This window comes from Flavobacterium sp. IMCC34518 (assembly GCF_027111095.2).
In the GTDB taxonomy this organism is placed as follows: domain Bacteria; phylum Bacteroidota; class Bacteroidia; order Flavobacteriales; family Flavobacteriaceae; genus Flavobacterium; species Flavobacterium praedii.
In genome coordinates this window covers 670729-689796 of record NZ_CP114284.2, presented here as the reverse complement: position 1 = coordinate 689796, position 19068 = coordinate 670729, and the positions used below count along the sequence as shown (strand labels likewise).

At 31.9% G+C, this 19068-nt stretch carries 19 protein-coding genes and 1 other RNA gene; 9 read left to right on the top strand and 11 right to left on the bottom strand.

Annotated features, from left to right (window positions below):
* Positions 1-113 precede the first annotated feature (113 nt).
* Positions 114-506, top strand: a complete 393-nt coding sequence (locus OZP06_RS02925) for an START-like domain-containing protein (protein WP_281239017.1) — start codon at positions 114-116, stop codon at positions 504-506.
* Positions 507-562: 56 nt separating this feature from the next.
* Positions 563-1402 (top strand): aminotransferase class IV, encoded by an 840-nt coding sequence (locus OZP06_RS02920; protein WP_281324206.1) that lies wholly within the window; start codon positions 563-565, stop codon positions 1400-1402.
* Here OZP06_RS02920 and OZP06_RS02915 read toward each other — a convergent pair.
* The 5 genes from OZP06_RS02915 to OZP06_RS02895 form a co-directional block, all read right to left on the bottom strand.
* Positions 1399-1959, bottom strand: a complete 561-nt coding sequence (locus OZP06_RS02915; protein WP_269223608.1) for a YqgE/AlgH family protein — start codon at positions 1957-1959, stop codon at positions 1399-1401. The two genes, OZP06_RS02920 and OZP06_RS02915, sit on opposite strands and share 4 nt — an antisense overlap.
* Positions 1960-2088: 129 nt before the next feature.
* Positions 2089-2361, bottom strand: coding sequence for an HU family DNA-binding protein (locus OZP06_RS02910; protein ID WP_269223607.1), 273 nt, complete (start codon positions 2359-2361; stop codon positions 2089-2091).
* Positions 2362-2543: 182 nt separating this feature from the next.
* Positions 2544-3491: a methionyl-tRNA formyltransferase gene (gene fmt / locus OZP06_RS02905; protein ID WP_281324205.1), complete on the bottom strand. Its 948-nt coding sequence runs from the start codon at positions 3489-3491 to the stop codon at positions 2544-2546.
* A complete protein-coding gene (locus tag OZP06_RS02900) occupies positions 3491-5386 on the bottom strand; it encodes an ATP-dependent DNA helicase RecQ (protein WP_269223606.1) in 1896 nt (631 codons plus the stop codon). The genes fmt and OZP06_RS02900 overlap by 1 nt, the downstream gene beginning before the upstream one ends.
* A 52-nt stretch (positions 5387-5438) precedes the next feature.
* Positions 5439-5972: an ATP-binding protein gene (locus tag OZP06_RS02895; protein ID WP_269223605.1), complete on the bottom strand. Its 534-nt coding sequence runs from the start codon at positions 5970-5972 to the stop codon at positions 5439-5441.
* A 629-nt stretch (positions 5973-6601) separates the two neighbouring features.
* Between OZP06_RS02895 and OZP06_RS02890 the strand changes: the two genes are divergently transcribed.
* From OZP06_RS02890 to OZP06_RS02875, 4 genes are all read left to right on the top strand, one after another.
* The gene (locus OZP06_RS02890; RefSeq protein WP_269223604.1) at positions 6602-6898 is read left to right on the top strand and encodes a DUF493 family protein; all 297 of its coding nucleotides are present in this window, start codon (positions 6602-6604) and stop codon (positions 6896-6898) included.
* 2 nt (positions 6899-6900) lie between these two features.
* Complete coding sequence (locus OZP06_RS02885) at positions 6901-7608, top strand: DUF4290 domain-containing protein (protein WP_269223603.1); 708 nt, start codon at positions 6901-6903, stop codon at positions 7606-7608.
* A 101-nt stretch (positions 7609-7709) separates the two neighbouring features.
* Complete coding sequence (gene murA / locus OZP06_RS02880; RefSeq protein WP_281239021.1) at positions 7710-9026, top strand: UDP-N-acetylglucosamine 1-carboxyvinyltransferase; 1317 nt, start codon at positions 7710-7712, stop codon at positions 9024-9026.
* 93 nt (positions 9027-9119) lie between these two features.
* Positions 9120-9992, top strand: coding sequence for a cation diffusion facilitator family transporter (locus tag OZP06_RS02875; protein ID WP_269223602.1), 873 nt, complete (start codon positions 9120-9122; stop codon positions 9990-9992).
* A gap of 68 nt (positions 9993-10060) precedes the next feature.
* Here OZP06_RS02875 and OZP06_RS02870 read toward each other — a convergent pair whose 3' ends face one another.
* A complete protein-coding gene (locus tag OZP06_RS02870) occupies positions 10061-12526 on the bottom strand; it encodes a DUF5686 and carboxypeptidase regulatory-like domain-containing protein (protein ID WP_281324204.1) in 2466 nt (821 codons plus the stop codon).
* 87 nt (positions 12527-12613) lie between these two features.
* Positions 12614-13027, bottom strand: a complete 414-nt coding sequence (aroQ, locus tag OZP06_RS02865) for a type II 3-dehydroquinate dehydratase (protein WP_269223601.1) — start codon at positions 13025-13027, stop codon at positions 12614-12616.
* A gap of 280 nt (positions 13028-13307) precedes the next feature.
* On the opposite strand from aroQ, the gene OZP06_RS02860 reads away from it, so the two are divergent.
* The 3 genes from OZP06_RS02860 to OZP06_RS02850 all read left to right on the top strand — a co-directional run bounded on the left by OZP06_RS02860 (position 13308) and on the right by OZP06_RS02850 (position 16504).
* Positions 13308-13910, top strand: coding sequence for an outer membrane beta-barrel protein (locus tag OZP06_RS02860; RefSeq protein ID WP_269223600.1), 603 nt, complete (start codon positions 13308-13310; stop codon positions 13908-13910).
* A gap of 115 nt (positions 13911-14025) precedes the next feature.
* Positions 14026-14922 (top strand): site-specific tyrosine recombinase, encoded by an 897-nt coding sequence (locus tag OZP06_RS02855; protein WP_281240400.1) that lies wholly within the window; start codon positions 14026-14028, stop codon positions 14920-14922.
* Positions 14923-15001: 79 nt separating this feature from the next.
* Entirely contained in the window at positions 15002-16504 is a 1503-nt protein-coding gene (locus tag OZP06_RS02850) for a PAS domain-containing protein (protein ID WP_281324203.1), read from the top strand.
* A 102-nt stretch (positions 16505-16606) separates the two neighbouring features.
* On the opposite strand, the gene rny is transcribed toward OZP06_RS02850, so the two are convergent.
* From rny to OZP06_RS02830, 4 genes are all read right to left on the bottom strand, one after another.
* Entirely contained in the window at positions 16607-18169 is a 1563-nt protein-coding gene (rny, locus tag OZP06_RS02845; protein ID WP_269223597.1) for a ribonuclease Y, read from the bottom strand.
* 48 nt (positions 18170-18217) lie between these two features.
* Positions 18218-18326: non-coding RNA, 6S RNA (ssrS, locus tag OZP06_RS02840), on the bottom strand.
* 50 nt (positions 18327-18376) lie between these two features.
* A complete protein-coding gene (locus OZP06_RS02835) occupies positions 18377-18670 on the bottom strand; it encodes a cell division protein ZapA (RefSeq protein WP_269223596.1) in 294 nt (97 codons plus the stop codon).
* Positions 18671-18677: 7 nt separating this feature from the next.
* On the bottom strand, positions 18678-18968 hold the full coding sequence (locus OZP06_RS02830; protein WP_281324202.1) for a hypothetical protein: 291 nt from the start codon (positions 18966-18968) through the stop codon (positions 18678-18680).
* Between the last annotated feature and the right edge of the window lie 100 nt (positions 18969-19068).

Genomic DNA, 19068 nt, shown 5'->3' with positions numbered 1-19068 from the left:
ATAAAACAATAATTAGAGTTTGCAAGCAAAAAAGCAATAAAAAAAAATATTTTTGAAAACGTTTTTTTTTTGGAGTAATAATCTATATATTTCGCAAAAATAAAACGAAATTCATGGATTCTAAAGTACGTTACGAAATCGAATTCCCCATAAATTCATCTCCTCAATTGTTATATCAATATATTTCAACTCCATCAGGATTGTCCGAATGGTTTGCAGATAATGTTAATTCTCGGGGGGAGTATTTTACTTTTATATGGAATGATTCTCAAGAAAAAGCTCGCCTAGCGTCTAAAAAATCAGGAGAGAAAGTAAAATTTAAATGGGTAGATGATAATAATAAAGATACCGAATACTTTTTTGAATTGAATATTTTAGTAGATGAACTTACTAAAGACGTTTCTTTAATGGTGGTCGACTTTGCCAATAAAGAAGAGGTCGAGGAAGCTACTCAGCTATGGGAAAATCAAATTTCAGACCTAAAACATGTAATAGGTTCTGTATAGTAAAATTGTATATTATAACTTATATTTGTCACGCTCAAACAGCGTGACTTTTTTTTATGGTAAATTTTAATGGAATAATAGTATCTCAAGACGCAAATGTCTTAGTGCAAAATAGAGGTTTTTTATATGGTGATGCAGTTTTTGAAACTGTGAAAATTGTAAACGGAAAAATACTTTTTTTAGAAGATCACTACTTTCGCTTAATGTCTTCAATGCGTGTGGTTCGAATGGAAATTCCAATGAATTTTACAATGGAATATTTAGAAGAACAAATTCTTTCTTTGGTTGAAAACTTAAATATAGCATCAACTGCTAGGGCTCGAATTACCGTTTATAGAAATAATGGTGGTTTGTATTTGCCTCAAACCAATGCAGTTTCATTTTTAATACATGCTATTCAACTTGAGGACAAGGCATATTTAATTAACGAAAGTAATTATGAAGTCGATTTATACAAGGATTTTTATATTACAAAGCAATTGTTGTCTTCTATTAAAACAACAAACCGTCTGATAAATGTAACTGGAAGTATTTACGCTAGTGAAAACGGTTTGGATAATTGTATCTTATTAAATGACAGTAAAAATGTTGTTGAAGCTTTACAGGGTAATGTTTTTATGTTGCAAGGTAATAGGCTAACGACACCTCCTGTCTCAGAAGGCTGTTTGAATGGGGTGATGCGTAAGCAAATTATAGAATTGGCTAAAAAAGTAACAGGTATAGAAGTCGCTGAAGAAACTATTTCTCCTTTTGATTTACAAAAAGCAGATGAATTATTTATAACCAATGTTATACAAGGGGTACAACCTATAACAAAATATAGAAAAAAAGAATTTACTGTTGAGGTTTCTAAAGTTTTGGTTGCAAAACTAAATGAATCTTTAAATTTGATTTAGTTCAAATAAGGATTTTCTGGAGCATTAGACCAAATAAGGTAGTCACCTCCTAATTCGATGATTTGTTCTTTCCAAAAATGGGTGGTAGGTTTTCCGATTATTTTATTTTCATAATTATTTCTGGTAACAATCCATGAATTAGCCTCCATTTCTTGTTCAAGTTGATGCTCTTCCCAACCTGTGTAACCTAAAAAGAATCGAATATTTTCTTTTTTTATTTCACCGTTGTTAATGAGTTCTTTGGTGGATTCAAAGTCACCGCCCCAATAAATGCCATTGGAAATCTCAATGCTATTTGGAATCAAATCGGGTATGTTGTGAATGAAATATAGATTGTCTTGTTCTACAGGACCACCATTAAAAATTTTGAAATTCGCATTTATTTCTGGAATCAAATCCTTAATGTTATATTTCAAAGGTTTGTTCATGATAAAACCTACTGAGCCATCTGGATTATGATCTGCTAATAAGATTACAGATCTATTAAATGACAAGTCTCCAATTATTGATGGCTCAGCAATAAGTAAATATCCTTTTTTTAATTTTTCTGAAATCATAAGGCTATATTTTTAATTAAATTTAAGAAAATTTAAATTAAATATCCAAATTTTTTAGTTACTAATCGTTAAAAAGCAAAAAAAAACCTTCCAATCGGAAGGTTTAATTATATTAAGATAAACTGTAATTTAGTTTACAGCTCCTTCTAAATCTGCTCCAGCTTTGAATTTTACAACATTTTTTGCAGCGATTTGAATAGTTTTTCCAGTTTGAGGATTTCTTCCGTCTCTTGCAGCTCTTGATGATACTGACCATGATCCGAATCCAACTAAAGATACTTTACCACCTTTTTTCAAAGTTCCACCTACATTTCCTAAAAATGATTCTAATGCCAATTTTGCAGCAGTTTTTGTAATTCCTGCATCAGCAGCGATAGCGTCGATTAATTCTGATTTGTTCATAATAATTTGATGTTAATTGTTGGTTAAAATAATTGTTAATTAAAAACAAAATTAGCAGGAAATACGGTCTTTGCAAGTGTTTTGTACAATTTTAGCTTATTTTGTTAATAACTTGTTTTTATTGTTCATAAAGTAAGGTAAAATCCCTTAAATAATACCTTTAACACCCGTTTTTATTAGCCTTAATGGACTTTCGCAGTATCCGAAAAAATAATTCCGTTTAGTAATTCATGGGTATTCATTTTCTTTTTTCCCGGGAATTGTAAATTCATTATTTGAATATAGCCTTTTTCTACTGCAATTTTCATCTCTTTTTTAGTGCAAATTAAGCTGCCAATTTCATGGGAGTGTTCTTCGATAATAATTTTGGATTCATAGATTTTTACATTCCACTCTTCATCTTTGTCGCTAAAAAAACACCAAGCACTAGGATAAGGACTTAATCCCCTTATGAGATTGTTAATTTCTATAGCCGACTTTGTCCAATCAATTTTACAATTTTCTTTGTTGAGTTTGTAAGCAGTTTTGATGTCGGGAGAATCTTTTTGAATGGTTGTGGTTACATTTCCAATTTCAATTAATTTCAAAGTTTCAATTACAGTTTCTTTGCCTAAATCCATTAATCGATCGTGCAATTGTCCAGCATTTTCTGTAGCGTCTATTGCTATTTCAGAATTCAGTATCATCGCTCCAGTGTCTATTTTATCATCGATAAAAAAAGTAGTTACTCCCGTTTTTGTCTCTCCATTGATAATTGCCCAATTTATGGGGGCCGCTCCTCTGTAATTTGGAAGCAAGGAAGCATGTAAATTGAATGTTCCTAATGCAGGCATTTCCCAAACCACTTTTGGCAACATTCTAAATGCAACAACAATTTGTAAATTGGCTTGTAACGATTTTAATTCTTCAAGAAAGCGCTCGTCTTTTAGATTGGTTGGTTGTAATAAGGTCAGGTTGTTTTCTAGTGCATATTCCTTTACTGCAGAATATTTCAGTTTTTGTCCTCTACCTGCGGGTTTGTCAGCAGCCGTAATTACACCTACTACTTCATAATTGTTTTTGATTATGGTGTCCAGTATGCCAACAGCAAATTCCGGTGTTCCCATAAATATAATTCTTAATTTTTCCATTAGGTTTTTAAAGTGTATTTGTTGTTGTTTTGAATAATCAAAAGATCATCTTCTAGTAATTGCTGTAGCACAAAGATAACATCGTCTGCGGTATTTTTGGTCCTATCCTGGATTTCTCTTGAGCTTAAATCTTCTGTTTTTAATAATGTTGTTATTTTTTTAGAAAGAAGATCTAAGTCATTTTTAGGTTTTTTGATGGTAATGCAATAAGAACAAATCCCACAATTGTTGGTTGTTTTTTCTCCAAAATACTCCAATATCATTTTGCTTTTGCAAATATCCTTCTCCCTAATATATTTTAAAACCGATTGTAATTGTTCTTTTTTTAGTTCGTTTTGTCGGGTTAAGTATTTGCTGACTTTGCTAATTGTTCTTTCGTCTTCCCTGATTTCATTGAAGATTAAAGTTGCGTCATTGCTTTTAGAATGGTATTCGATTATTTCTTTTTCTTTTAGTTTTTGCAATACGGCAAGTATTTCGGCTTCTGAATGATGTGATTTTTTTGCAATTAACGGTAAGTTAAATGTGGTTTGCATTTCGTAAACGCCCGGATACGTTCTCAGGATGGTCAAAATAATTTCTTCGTCATTTGGATTCAAACTTGTATAACGAATGACTTCTTTGGACGGGATAAGAAATTGTAAAGTGATTTTTTCCGAAAATTCTTGAGACATTGTTAGGATGCCTTGCCCGTCCAAAAAACGCATTGCATTAAAAGTTTTTAGTGCGGGAAAACCATATTTCAAACAAAAATGATGCAAATTAAAGGAAAACTGCTCGTCTATTCCTTCTCCGTAAGCAATTTGAAAATAATTGCAAAGTTTTACATACATAGTGTTCAAAAAAACTTTGTCTGGTAATATGTTCAAAAATTGGCTCTCAGATTGAACAATATCGGCTGGGCTTGTCAATAAAACAGCAAAAGCTTTTTCTCCATTTCTCCCAGCACGGCCTGCTTCTTGATAATAATTTTCAATGTTTTCCGGCAATTGAATGTGAATGACCGTTTTTGCATTGGCCTTATCAATTCCCATACCAAAAGCATTGGTAGCAACTATAACTTGTGCTTTTTCTTCCATCCAAAGCTGCATGTTTTTGTCTTTTTCTCTAGCGGTAAGACCACCGTGATAATAAGTACTTTTGTATCCTAAGCTTTGCAATTGTGCAGAAATGTCTAGACACGACTTCCTGTTTCGGACATAAATGATAGAAGGTTGTGGGTTTTTTTTAAGGATTTGTTGCATCCGATATAGTTTATCTTCAACTTCAAAAACCATATAGGCAATATTTTTTCTAGCAAAAGATTTTTCAAATTGATTTGGATTGTGCATGCCCAATTCCGTAATAATATCTTTTTTTACTCTAGGAGTTGCCGTGGCGGTCAATGCCAATAAAGGAACTTTTGGAAAATGGGTTTTCAATGCCGAAATCTTCAAATATGCAGGTCGAAAATCATGTCCCCATTGCGAAACACAATGTGCTTCGTCAATAGTGATCAAGTTTATGGGCAATCCTTTAATACGATCCAAAATCCAATCCGATTGCAGTCGTTCTGGAGATAAATACAAAAATTTATAATTTCCAAACTGACAATTGTCTAGCAAGTCAATCATTTCCTCAGATCGAATACCGCCAGTTAATGCAATTGCTTTGATTCCTCTTTTTTGCAAATTGGCTACTTGATCTTTCATTAAAGCAACCAAAGGGGAGATGACCAAGCAAATTCCTTCTTTCATTAAACCAGGAATCTGGAAACAAATCGATTTTCCACCACCAGTTGGCATTAAAGCAAAAGTGTCTTGACCACTCAAAACCGAATCAATAATTTCGTTTTGTAGCGATCTAAAGCTGTCGTGCTGCCAATATTTTTGAAGAATAGCTAATGCTTTTGGCATTATTTACAGTTTAGATTTTTACTAATTTATCATGTTGAAATTCAGTAATTTGCTAAATTTTATCTAATATATAAAGAATTCTGTTATCTACACTATCTTTAGGTACCTCAATTAGTGAATAACCATAATTTGTATAGGTATTTGTAAGGTATTCGTGAATTTTTTTGGCTTGTTCAAAGCTCTCATAACGCTCTTTGTCGCTTACATAAATTTCCTCCCATGGCGGAAGTATAAATATTTTAGTATACACATTTTCGCGACAAGCGTGATCAAAATGATCTGGGAAGTCATCTCCAATATAATCAAGATACGCCACTACATCCGGAATACCGCGATCAATAAAAACCCATTGATGCGTTTCGTTTTGAGCATTATTATACTGCTTAATTCTACCGTCAAGCAACATTTGACTAAATAATAAAGGATCTTCAAGAAACAATTGTTCAATACCTCTTCTTTGGGCTTCATGCGTGAGTTCACGGGAAATTTCGGGATAACAACAATATCCCTTTTCGAGTAAACCTTTAATAATAGAACTTTTCCCCGTACCAGGGCCACCAATGATAACAATAATTTCTTTCTGCACTTTCTGTAATTAAGCGGCAAAAATACTCAAACTTATTGGTTTTTAAAAAGTTTATTCAACACTAATTAAAGGCAAATGATCAGGAGCGAAAGATTAGGCTTTTTTAGGAATTATAGTTCCTGCTGTCCACTATATTCCCGATTAACAAAAACTACGGCAAAAAAGCCTTGTTTTTCTAAATCGGGAGATGCCGCTCCCATCAGGGCTCATAGAAGAAACATCCTGTATTTTTGGATACACTAATTAAAAAAAGTATACAAAAATAGGAATTACGGCCTTTTATTTCAGAAAATTAAATTCAAAATGCTATCCCCTTTTTCTAAAAGTAATGCCGATTTATTATCCGTTTTTTGTCCAGTCGAGAACAGCCATGATTCAGCAGTTCATCTTGATCGCGCTCCACTTCAATGATATTGAGCAAAAAAAAATTGCATCTAGGTATAACAAAGTCTAATGCGGAATCGGGTTTTATCTTAAATTTATAGACATTTTGCCCAACTAGACAACTTTAAAAGCTGTTTATTGAAGTTTAATCATTCGACATTTATTCTAAAATCTAAATTCCTAAATCTAAAATCTAAAATCTAAAATCTAAACCGTATCTTTGCGTTTATTTTTTAATTTAAAAAATGGAAGACAATAAAGAAAAAGAGATCGCAGCCTTTTATGAAAGATTAAAAGTCGAGTTAGACCTTAGTAATTCTTGGCCTGCAGAATATTTGTTTAAATTTATAGTTCCTACAACCGAACAAAATATACTAAAAGTAGAAAGTGCTTTCGATTGTATGGGAGCCGTAATTAAAACAACAAAATCCAAAACAGGAAAATTTACCAGTATTTCGGTAGATTTAACCGTAAAAGATTCACAAGAAATAATCGATAAGTACCAAGAATTATCAATAATAGAAGGTATAGTTTCCTTATAATTATGATCGAAAAATATAAAAAAGAAAACGCGAATGATGTGGTTTTCAATCTAGAATACAATTCGGAAAGAGAACATCTAATCATTCCTGAGTATGGTCGTCATTTGCAAAAATTGATTGAGCAAGCCACTAAAATTGAAGATGAAGTAGAACGTAATAAAGCGGCTAAATACATCATTCAAGTTATGGGAAGTTTGAATCCTCATTTGAGGGATGTACCTGATTTTCAGCATAAACTATGGGATCAGCTTTTTATCATGTCTGATTTTAAGCTAATTGCCAATTCTCCATATCCTATCCCTTCCAGAGAAGTATTACAACTCAAACCTGATGTTTTAAAATATCCCCAAAATTTCCCTAAATATAGGTTTTATGGAAACAATATAAAGTACATGATCGATGTGGCTAATAAATGGGAAGAAGGTGAAATGAAAAATGCATTGGTTAAAGTAATTGCCAATCACATGAAAAAATCCTATTTGAGTTGGAACAAAGACACTGTAAAAGACGATGTGATTTTTGAACATCTTTATGAACTGTCAGATGGGAAGTTGAATTTATTGCAGAGTTCAGAGGAATTATTAAATACCACTGATTTATTGCGAACCAATAAAAGAGTCTCAAATAAAATTTCTCCTGTTGGGCAACCAAAAATCCAAAGCAATAAGAATAATAAAACAGGTAAACCAAAACCTTTTCAAAAAAAGTAAATAAATTAAAGAGAAACTAAGACACTAAGAATCGAAGCTGAAAAGCTTAAAAAAAACTTAAAGTCAAGGAAACTAGAATCTCAGAAACTTAAAACAAAAACATGGAAGTTTTCAAAATAGTAGGGGGAGTTCCTCTTAAAGGAGAAGTAATACCTCAAGGTGCCAAAAATGAAGCATTACAAATTTTATGTGCTGTTCTTTTGACACCCGAAAAAATAACAATCAACAATATTCCAGATATTATTGATATTAATAAATTGATTACTCTTTTGGGTAATTTAGGAGTTAAAATTGAGAAAATAGGACAAGGATCCTATACTTTTCAATCCGATGAGATTAATGTAGGATACCTAGAAACAGAAGCCTTCAAGAAAGAGGGTGGGTCACTTCGTGGTTCCATTATGATTGTTGGCCCACTTTTGGCCCGTTTCGGAAAAGGATATATCCCTAAACCAGGAGGAGACAAAATTGGACGCCGTAGATTGGATACCCATTTTGAAGGGTTCATCAATTTAGGAGCCAAATTTAGATACAACAGAGAAGACCATTTTTATGGAGTAGAAGCTCCAGATGGACTTGTGGGTGCTGATATGTTATTAGACGAAGCTTCAGTAACGGGGACGGCTAATATTGTAATGGCTGCGGTTTTGGCCAAAGGTAAAACGACTGTTTACAATGCAGCCTGTGAACCTTACTTACAGCAACTTTGTAAAATGCTGAACTCCATGGGTGCCAAAATTACTGGCGTGGGTTCTAATTTATTAACAATTGAAGGAGTAGAATATCTTGGAGGATGCGAACACAGAATACTTCCAGATATGATTGAAATTGGTTCTTGGATTGGTCTTGCGGCTATGACAAGAAGCGAAATTACCATTAAAGATGTGAGTTGGGAAAACCTTGGGGTAATTCCAAACACCTTTAGAAAATTAGGAATTACTCTTGAAAAAAGAGGCGATGATATTTTTATCCCTGAACACAAAAACGGGTATGAAGTTAAAACCGATATTGATGGTTCAATCCTAACAATTTCCGATGCACCTTGGCCAGGTTTTACTCCCGATTTATTGAGTATTATTTTGGTTGTAGCTACTCAAGCTAAAGGAGATGTTTTGATTCACCAAAAAATGTTCGAAAGCCGTTTGTTCTTTGTAGATAAATTAATAGATATGGGAGCAAAGATCATGTTGTGTGATCCTCATAGAGCAGTAGTTATTGGACACGATTTTAAATCGGTACTAAAAGCAACAACCATGTCTTCCCCAGATATTCGTGCCGGAATTTCATTATTGATTGCTGCACTTACCGGAAAAGGAACCAGCATCATTCAAAATATTGAACAAATAGATCGTGGATATGAACGAATAGATGAGCGATTAAGAGCTATCGGTGCACAAATCGTTAGAGAAAAACAATAATAAAAATCAATTTTTAAAATCGCTTAAATGAATTTCATTTTCTTTCGAAAAGAGTTTGTTTAAGCGATTTTTAGCATATTAAATAATAATCTGATGGATAAAACAAATGAACAAAAAGCAATAAAGGCGACCTATTTTAGTATCGTAGGGAATACTTCATTGGCTATAATAAAAGGCTTGGCTGGTTTTTTTGGAAATTCGTATGCATTAGTTGCTGACGCAATTGAATCAACTACCGATATTTTTGCTTCATTGTTGGTTTTGTTTGGTATAAAATATTCCAATCGACCCGCTGATGAGAATCATCCTTATGGACATGGTAGAGCCGAACCATTGATCACTTTTTTAGTTGTTGGTTTTTTAATAACATCGGCAACTATTATTGGGTATGAAAGTATTATAAATATTCAAACATCACATGATTTGCCTAAATCATGGACGTTATACGTACTTGGTGCTATTATTCTTTGGAAAGAGTATTCTTTTCGATTGGTGATGAAAAGAAGCAAAGAAACCAATAGTTCTTCTCTCAAAGCCGATGCTTGGCATCATAGAAGTGATGCTTTAACTTCGATAGCGGCATTTGTCGGAATTTCTATTGCATTATTTTTTGGAAAAGGATATGAATCTGCTGATGACTGGGCCGCTTTATTCGCCTCTTTTTTCATATTGTATAATAGTTACCTCATTTTTAGACCTGCACTTGGTGAAATAATGGATGAACATTTATATGATGATTTGGTCGAAGAAATTAGGCAAGTCTCTCATCAAGTTGAAGGAGTTATTGATACCGAAAAATGTTTTATTAGAAAAGCTGGAATGAAATATCATGTAGATTTACATGCGAGAGTAAGTGGGAAAATCTCGGTGATAGAAGGTCATGATATTTCGCATAGACTCAAAGATACGTTGCGAGAAGAAATACCAGAATTAGGCCACGTGTTAATCCATATTGAGCCTAATTAAAGATTTTAAAAAAAAACCAATACGATTTATAAAAGTATTGGTTTTTTTATTGCTTTTAACCTAGATTTCTAATTCAGAAATTTAATTCCAACAATTATCCCGTCTTTTTGAAATCCTTTTTGATAGGAACGAATATAATCCAGACGAAATAGTTTGAATTTTCCAAAACCAAGATTGTCGAGGCCTACTCCATATTCAGCGTAAGGATTTCTATTTGGTATTGCGAGTAAATGATATCCCAAAACCAAATTTGATTTAAGTAAATTTAATAATGGAATTTTATTCATGATATACCCTTTGTCATTGTGCTCTGAATGCAATTCAAAATAACTGTCATTTGTACTATTGGTATAATAAGGCATTAAATTAAATACATTCAGATAGCTTTCAGACATTCCAATATAGGTTTGGTTTCCGTTAAAATGTTTATAATCTACAAATGATATTTGATCAGCATTAAAGAATTTACCTCCTTTGGTATTCAAAGATAAAATTCCTTTGTTTCCTAAGGTTATTTCATACGATACTTTGACCTTTAAATGATTGTATTCATATTTTTTTTCACTTCCCGCCAATCCTTTTTCAAAACCCAATGTTAGTACAGGGAAATTGCCGTTTGAAAAATCAAATTTTCCATCTGGACGTGTGATATATTCTTGATCAAAATTAAATCTAGCTTCTACTTTAGCTTTTATTAAATTATATTTTTCAAAAGCAGCTGTTGTATAATCATTTGGAGCCCAAGGATTATTAGAAGTGTAAAGCTTATCTTTTTGTAAAAAAGTATAATCTGTAGTATTAAACAAAGGTTTGTTTTCTAAATAGTCAACTTTGGCTTTTAAGAAAATTCCATTGGTGATTTCTCGTTGGTATAAAAAAGAGATGTAATTATTTTCGTAAATCTTCATCAAATTTTCTTTAAAAAACAAAGTAGTAACGGAGTTTAAGAGTTTTTTTATTGGCTTTTCTTCATTGAATTGCATTACTCGATTTCCTCCAGAAATTTGAATTTCGCTTTTATTGATATTATTAAATTTATGAATAAAACTTCCCGTTGATCTAAATTTATTTTCAGAGAATCCGTAGTCAAAATCGGCTCCAAAGCGAGTGTATTTTCCATTCTCACGGTCGTTTTTGGTATATGATAATCCCGATGTGATTTTCCAACCTTGCACTGTATTGTAATTGATGCCAGTTAGTATACCATCATATTTGGCTGACCATTTTTTGAAAGAATTTTTATAGGAATAACCAGTGATTGGATCGGATATATGGAATCTATTGTGTTTTTTATCAATGGAGTCCTGATAGACCTGTGACTTTTTCTTGGTTTGTAAGCTGTCTTTTTTGACGTAATCCGTGCTTTCTTCTATCGTTAAAGGAATGGGCCGAATCGTATTCCAATACGTATCCTCTTTTTTATTGGCATTTTCTTCAAAAGTTAAGACTTCTTTTGTAAACGTTTTTTTGGTAAAAGTTGGATCGAATTCGAAATTGGAAAAGACATATGTAAATCTACCCGAAATATTAATACTTAGCATTCCAAAAGTAAAATCGATTGTTTGTGTGTTTTTGACCCATATTTTTGTAACCGAATTGTAGCTGAAATTTTGTTTCAAAGTCAATAAGTTCAAAGCAGGATTTTGCATTTGTTCCCCTTTGATGTTGACATCAACTGCGTAAATAGCCCAACTATCATCGACTATATAAATGTAGCCTTCCATGACAGGTTCAGAAGGCCTTTTTGGGGTAATTTTTATTTTGTTGATTTGTTGGTTGTTTTCATTATAAAATGAACCTTCCAACTTGTATTTATAGTAATTAAAAGCATTGTCGGCAACAGGGGAAACTACATTGACATCAAAAGGCAAATAATTATCATAGAAATCAAAATTGGCCGAAGCGGCATTGTTGAAACTAAATCCGCTATCATTGCCACTTACCTTAGAAGCAATAATAGTTTCTTTCATTTTGTCCGGTTTCTGAAATGTAATTTTAGATACAGTTTCTGATAAATAAAGTATTCCACTTCGAGTAGAATCCAGTACTTCATCAAACATATCTAGTTTTTTGCCTAAAACCTTTCTGGGAGCATCCTTGATTCTAAAAATCCCTCGTGAATAAAAATCAGCTTTGTATTTGGCAGTTTTTTTGATATTTGCTTTTTTACTAGCAATGGCGTTTTTTATAATTTGATTGGCAGGATTGTCCTTTGGATTAATCACTACTTCATGGAGCGAAAAACTTTCCTCTACCAATTTTACATCTAAATTATGTGGAAAAGTAACAATATCCAAAGTTGTTTTCTGTGTTTTAAAACCTAAAAATTGAAAAACTACGACGTGTTTGCCTGTTTTTTTGATGTTTAAATCGTAATAACCTTGTTCGTTAGAAGTTGTTCCATTATAAGTATTCTCTTCGTAAATGGTAACTGAAGGCAAAGGATTTCCTTTTTCGTCGGTTACTTTACCTTTGATTTGGGCAAAACTAAAAAGGCTTGGAAATAAAAAAAATAACAAAAGAGCGTTTTTCATAGTTGTAGTTTCGATGTTTGACGCTCTTTTGTAAGGTATGTTACATATAAAAATACTTGGTTTTGTATAAATTTATGTTAATACTTATCATAAAAAAGATTGAATTGCTAAATCATAACTTTTTAAACCAAAACCTAGAATTACGCCTTTTGCATTTCCAGAAATATAGGATTGGTGTCTGAAACTCTCACGGGCATAAGTATTCGAAATGTGTACTTCGATTACAGGTGTAGTTATGGCTTTAATAGCATCACCTATTCCTATAGAAGTATGTGTGTAAGCGCCTGCATTAAGAATTATACCATCGTAAGAAAAACCTAACTCTTGTATTTTACCAATCAATTCTCCTTCGATATTGCTTTGGTAGTACGTTAATTCTATTTGTGGAAACTTACTTTTTAAAATTTCAAAATAATCTTCAAATGTTTGGTTTCCGTATACTTCGGGTTCTCTTTTTCCTAGTAAATTGAGATTTGGACCATTAAGGATGGCAATTTTCATATTTTTTTGTTTTTGTAAAAATAAATAAACCAAATCTAATAGTGATAATCATTTGCATCAAAAAAGAATGCTTTTTTAAAATAAAACTGTTTTTATTTATTTTGTTAAGAAAAAACATCTTTTTTTAATTCTTGTTAATTTTATTTTTTGTTTTTAGATGTAAATATCTTATTTATAGTTATTTATTACTTGTTTTTTACGATTTAATTAAGGTTTAGTTAACTTTTTTTGATTCGTATTTCGTACATTTACTAGAGTATTAACAAACAAAACAAAAAAAATGAAAAGAATTATTGTAGTATTAGTAACAGTATTTGCATTCGGTTTTGCAAATGCTCAAGAATCGGGTTTGCCAAAAGCTACTTTTTCAAAAGGAGATATGTGGCTTGAGGGCGGAATAACTATAACGACAGGGGACAGTAGTGATGATTATTTTGCTATTACACCCAAATTTGGCTATTTTTTGGATCAAAAATGGGCCGTAGGAGGTGATTTTAATATCTCGTCGGTGTCATATTTACTGAATAGTAATAATCTTGATAAATCAAATTCATATGGAATTGGGGTATTTGCAAGATATTATTTCTTGAATTTGGGTAATTTTAAAGCATACGGAGAAACAGGTTTGGGATACAATCATACAAAGTTGGAATATTTGAATGGGACTTCTGATACAAATGATGGTATCAAGGCTAATATTGATTTGGGAATTAATTATTTTTTTACACAGAAATGGGCAGCAACATTTACGTTAGCGGAGGTTTTAAGTTATAATAATGCGAAACCAGAAAATGGATCTAGTACTAGTGATTTGGTAGTCAATATAAATTTATTTAATAATATTTTCGCTCAACCCAAATTTGGACTATTATATAAATGGTGATTCAAATTATATCCCATCCAATAAAAAAGATACAGGTTATTATATAAAATTAAATAGTAAACCTCCCAACTCGGGAGGTTTTTTTTATGCCAATAAAATTCATTACTTTGTATCTATGAATTGGGAATTGTATCTAAAAAATTATCAGTCGTATCTTAAAATTGAAAGAGGTTTGTCAAAAAACACTATTGACAATTATACCTTTGACATCGATCGTTTGCGTTTGTTTTTGACTCAAAATGACATTCAGCGTTCTCCAATTACTATAAATGAAGAAATACTTCAACAATTTATTTATGCTGTTTCCAAAGAAGTAAATCCGAGATCTCAAGCCAGAATAATTTCAGGATTAAAAAGTTTTTTTTCCTATTTAATATTTGAAGATTATAGAAATGACAATCCTTTGGAATTAATAGAATCACCTAAAACAGGACGAAAATTACCAGATACATTGGCTATTGAGGAAATCGATGCATTAATTTTGGCAATTGATTTGAGTTCGAACGAAGGGGAACGCAATCGAGCTTTACTGGAAACGCTTTACGGCTGTGGACTTCGCGTTTCCGAATTGGTAACCTTAAAAATATCCGATTTGTTTTTTGAAGAAGGATTTATAAAGATAACAGGGAAAGGAAATAAACAACGTTTTGTTCCTGTTGGGGATTTGACCCAAAAATACATTGGTATTTACAAAAATGATGTCCGTGTTCATTTGAATATTCAAAAAGGATTTGAAGATACTTTATTTCTGAATCGCAGAGGAAGACAATTGACAAGAGCTATGATTTTTACAATCATTAAGGATTTGGCTGTAAAAATCAATTTAAATAAAAAGATTAGCCCACATACTTTTCGTCATTCTTTTGCAACTCATTTATTAGAAAATGGTGCCGATTTACGTTCGATTCAATTGATGCTTGGACACGAATCCATTACCACAACAGAAATTTATGTCCATTTAGATCGTAAATTTTTAACAGAAGTGATAAATACCTTTCATCCTAGAAAGTGATTTTATAATAAATTGTTATTTTTGAAGGATATATATATAAGTTTCGATATTTTTGTTGTAAATAAGTAGTCCCTAAGATATGATTTTTACAACCAATAAAAAACCTGAAGATTTAAACAAGTTATACGAGAGTTTAATAAAACAACTTCCCAATATTATTTTCCAAATTAGGGTTAATTCTCAAAAACATATATCGGTTGATTTCTTAAGTAAACCTATTGAGTTTTTAGATGAGTTTTCGATTAATGATTTTTTGGAAGATTCCTATAGATTATCAAATTACAAGATTTATGAACCAGATTTAAAAGGGTTCTTGGATTCCTATGAGAAAGCAGTAACAAGCAAAAAAAAGTGGGAAATAGATTTTAGATTGCTATTGCCTGAAAGTGGATATAAATGGATTCGTATTGATGCAACCCCAAAAAAAAGTAAACAAGATGAGGTGGTTTTTTATGGACTAATTTCGGATATAACAATTGTTAAAGAGCAGGAGATTCGCTTGAAAATTGCAGATGAAAGATATCATTTTGCAGTTCAAGCTTCGGATAGAGGAGTTTGGGATTGGGATTTGATCACAAATAACGTTTATTATTCTTCGGAATCCATGAAGATCTTGGAATTGAATGAGTCGGATTTGGTAGCTTCTCCTGAAGAATGGGATGAAAGGGTGCATCCTGATGATCGCGAAGAATATTATGGTAATATAAACCTTCATTTTGAAAATAAAATTCCATTTTATGAAACTTGCCATCGTGTTTTATGCAATGGAAGATACAAATGGATACTGGATAGGGGAAAAGTTATCGAAAGAGACGAAAATGGAAAGCCTCTTCGTATTGCAGGTACTCATACTGATATTTCTGAACAAAAAGAGAAAGAAATTGAATTGGCCCAAATGCTTGAAATTGTAAATACTCAAAACAATAAGTTATTAAATTTTGCCCATATTGTATCTCATAATTTAAGGACCCATAGTGGAAATATAAAATCATTATTAGATTTGCATAAAGAGAATCTTTTATCAGACGCAGATACAATGAGTAACATTCAAATTGTATCTGATGAATTGTTCTCAACAATTGAGAATCTTAATGAATTGGTTAGTATATATACCGAGAAAGAGAATAATACTCAGGAATTAAAAGTCAATAGTTTTATTGATAAAGTTCTGGATGTTCTCCATGAATCTATAAAAATAAAAGGAATTCAAGTTTTGAATTATGTTCCAAATTCTTTAATTGTCATGTGTATTCCTGCTTATTTGGAAAGTATAATGTTAAACTTGGTTACTAATGCAATCAAATATTCAGATCCAAATAAAGAGCCAAAAATTATTTTTACATCAGAATCAAATGATGATTACATTATTTTAAATGTAAAAGATAACGGATTGGGAATTGATTTGAGTAAACACAAAGATTCTATATTCGGGTTATATAAAACGTTTCATAAAAATACCGATGCACGTGGCGTTGGATTATATTTAACTAAAAATCAAATCGAGAATATGGGGGGTAAAATTGAAGTAGAAAGTACGCTTGATTTTGGGTCAACCTTTAAGATTTATTTCAAAAAAAACTAATTGCTTTTTTTAAACAAATTGTAAAAAAAAACCAAATTTCAATTATGCAATAATTGAAATTTGGAATTAAATCCCAAAACTTTCGGGATAATTTATGAATTTTTATTTAGCGATATTTACTGCTCTAGTTTCTCTAATTACGGTAACTTTCACTTGACCTGGATAAGTCATTTCGGTTTGAATTTTTTGTGAAATTTCAAATGATAAAGTGGCTGCATTATCATCTGAAACTTTTTCGCTTTCTACAATAACACGAAGTTCTCTACCAGCTTGAATTGCATAAGCATTTTTTACTCCGCTAAATCCATAAGCCACTTCTTCTAAATCTTTCAAACGTTGAATGTAAGAGTCTAAAACTTGTCTTCTTGCACCTGGTCTTGCGCCAGAAATGGCATCACAAACTTGAACGATTGGAGATAGTAATGATTTCATTTCTATCTCGTCATGGTGGGCTCCAATGGCGTTACAAACTTCCTCTTTCTCACCGTATTTTTCAGCCCATTGCATACCTAATAAGGCGTGAGGTAGATCGCTTTCGGCATCAGGTACTTTACCAATATCATGAAGTAATCCAGCTCTTTTTGCAAGCTTAACATTCAATCCTAATTCAGCAGCCATAATTCCACAAAGTTTTGAAACTTCACGAGAGTGTTGCAATAAATTTTGTCCGTAAGAAGAACGGTATTTCATTCTACCTACTACTTTTATCAATTCAGGATGTAAACCGTGAATTCCTAAATCGATCACAGTGCGTTTTCCTACTTCTATAATTTCATCGTCAATTTGTTTAGTTGTTTTTGCAACAACTTCTTCAATACGGGCAGGGTGAATACGTCCGTCTGTAACTAATTTGTGTAATGCCAAACGTGCTATTTCTCTTCGTACAGGGTCAAAACAGGAAAGAATTATAGCTTCTGGAGTGTCATCAACGATAATTTCAACTCCTGTTGCTGCTTCAAGGGCTCTAATGTTTCTACCTTCACGTCCAATAATTCTACCTTTTACATCATCAGATTCGATGTTGAATACCGATACGCAGTTTTCTACAGCTTCTTCAGTACCAACTCTTTGGATCGTGTTGATGATTATTTTTTTGGCCTCTTGTTGTGCAGTTAATTTAGCTTCTTCAATAGTGTCTTGAATATGAGACATGGCTTTACTTTTGGCTTCTGCCTTAAGTCCTTCAACTAATTGCTCTTTGGCTTCATCTGCTGATAAACCAGAAATTAATTCTAGTTGTTGCAATTGACTTTTATGTAGCTTGTCAACTTCTTGTTGTTTTTTTTCTAAAACTTCGATCTTAGTTGAGTATTCAGCTGTTTTTGCCTCAAAATCATCATTTACTTTTTTAGCTTTTGATAATTCATTTGAAATTTGAGATTCTTTGTCTCGAACTCTTTTTTCGACTTCAGCTACTTTTTTATCTCGCGCAAGAATTACCTGTTCGTGTTCCGATTTTAATTCAATAAATTTTTCTTTTGCTTGAAGAATTTTGTCTTTTTTAATATTTTCGGCTTCAAGATTGGCGTCTTTTAAGATTGATGCTGCTTCTTTTTTTGCGCTTTTGATTAAATTAGAGATATTGCTTTTTTCGATGATTTTTGCGATGCCAAATCCTGCTGCTATACCTGTAATTCCTGAAATAATTATTGTTATGATGTCCATGTTTATTAAAAATTTATATATAAAAAAAGCCTACATTAGAAGTTGTATAAACTCGAAAAGACAAGTTTTGAGCTAACTCACTGTTCAAGTTTCCTCGCCGAAGCGTGGCATGCTTTAGTAGTGATGATTTGCTCATTCTAAAATGTTAGTGTTGAGTTTACCAATATGAACTAATGTAGGCAGTATCTTAGTCTTTGTAAAGAACGTTTAATTTTCGAGATGTTGATCTAAAAGTAAACTGATTTTGTTTAATCTTTCAATGGTTTCTTCGCCATTTATTGCATTATCAATTTGTTTTTGTTCTGCTTGAGAAGCAAATTGTAAGGCACACATAGCCAATACATCTTGTTTGTCTCGTACAGCATAATTTTCTTCAAATTGCTTAATCATCGCATCAATTTTCTTCGAAGCACTTCTAAGTCCTTCTTCCTGAGAGCGATCCACTGTTAAAGGGTAAACTCTGTCTGCAATTGATATCTTAATTTTAAGCTTTTCGTCCATATTTTTACTAATCTGATAGCTGAGCTATACAGTAATCAATTTCACGAATTATTGAATTTATTTTAAGCTTTGTATCTCTTTTATTATCGTCACTGCCTAATAATGCATTGGCTATTTTGAGTGTCTCTAATTGTGTTTTTAGCGTTTCAATTTCAATCGTTTGAGATTGTATCAACACTGCAGCATTCTTTAATTCTAATTGTAATTCTTGATTGTTTTGTTCTAAACTTTTTATTTTAAAAAAAAGTTTTTTAATCTTATTTTCAAGAGTATCAATTATTTCTGCAATCACACTCATTATAATTCCTATTCATTACTTAATCTTACAAAGTTAGTATTCCTTTTTATTATTACAATATTTTATTGAATTTTTTATATTAAAATAATTAACAATTTAA

Bases quoted from the DNA above. Each gene is read 5' to 3' on its own strand.
- OZP06_RS02925 (WP_281239017.1), top strand. From the start codon at position 114: ATGGATTCTAAAGTACGTTACGAAATCGAATTCCCCATAAATTCATCT.
- OZP06_RS02920 (WP_281324206.1), top strand. From the start codon at position 563: ATGGTAAATTTTAATGGAATAATAGTATCTCAAGACGCAAATGTCTTA.
- OZP06_RS02915 (WP_269223608.1), bottom strand. From the start codon at position 1,959: ATGATTTCAGAAAAATTAAAAAAAGGATATTTACTTATTGCTGAGCCA.
- OZP06_RS02910 (WP_269223607.1), bottom strand. From the start codon at position 2,361: ATGAACAAATCAGAATTAATCGACGCTATCGCTGCTGATGCAGGAATT.
- fmt (WP_281324205.1), bottom strand. From the start codon at position 3,491: ATGGAAAAATTAAGAATTATATTTATGGGAACACCGGAATTTGCTGTT.
- OZP06_RS02900 (WP_269223606.1), bottom strand. From the start codon at position 5,386: ATGCCAAAAGCATTAGCTATTCTTCAAAAATATTGGCAGCACGACAGC.
- OZP06_RS02890 (WP_269223604.1), top strand. From the start codon at position 6,602: ATGGAAGACAATAAAGAAAAAGAGATCGCAGCCTTTTATGAAAGATTA.
- OZP06_RS02885 (WP_269223603.1), top strand. From the start codon at position 6,901: ATGATCGAAAAATATAAAAAAGAAAACGCGAATGATGTGGTTTTCAAT.
- murA (WP_281239021.1), top strand. From the start codon at position 7,710: ATGGAAGTTTTCAAAATAGTAGGGGGAGTTCCTCTTAAAGGAGAAGTA.
- OZP06_RS02875 (WP_269223602.1), top strand. From the start codon at position 9,120: ATGGATAAAACAAATGAACAAAAAGCAATAAAGGCGACCTATTTTAGT.
- OZP06_RS02870 (WP_281324204.1), bottom strand. From the start codon at position 12,526: ATGAAAAACGCTCTTTTGTTATTTTTTTTATTTCCAAGCCTTTTTAGT.
- aroQ (WP_269223601.1), bottom strand. From the start codon at position 13,027: ATGAAAATTGCCATCCTTAATGGTCCAAATCTCAATTTACTAGGAAAA.
- OZP06_RS02860 (WP_269223600.1), top strand. From the start codon at position 13,308: ATGAAAAGAATTATTGTAGTATTAGTAACAGTATTTGCATTCGGTTTT.
- OZP06_RS02855 (WP_281240400.1), top strand. From the start codon at position 14,026: ATGAATTGGGAATTGTATCTAAAAAATTATCAGTCGTATCTTAAAATT.
- OZP06_RS02850 (WP_281324203.1), top strand. From the start codon at position 15,002: ATGATTTTTACAACCAATAAAAAACCTGAAGATTTAAACAAGTTATAC.
- rny (WP_269223597.1), bottom strand. From the start codon at position 18,169: ATGGACATCATAACAATAATTATTTCAGGAATTACAGGTATAGCAGCA.
- OZP06_RS02835 (WP_269223596.1), bottom strand. From the start codon at position 18,670: ATGGACGAAAAGCTTAAAATTAAGATATCAATTGCAGACAGAGTTTAC.
- OZP06_RS02830 (WP_281324202.1), bottom strand. From the start codon at position 18,968: ATGAGTGTGATTGCAGAAATAATTGATACTCTTGAAAATAAGATTAAA.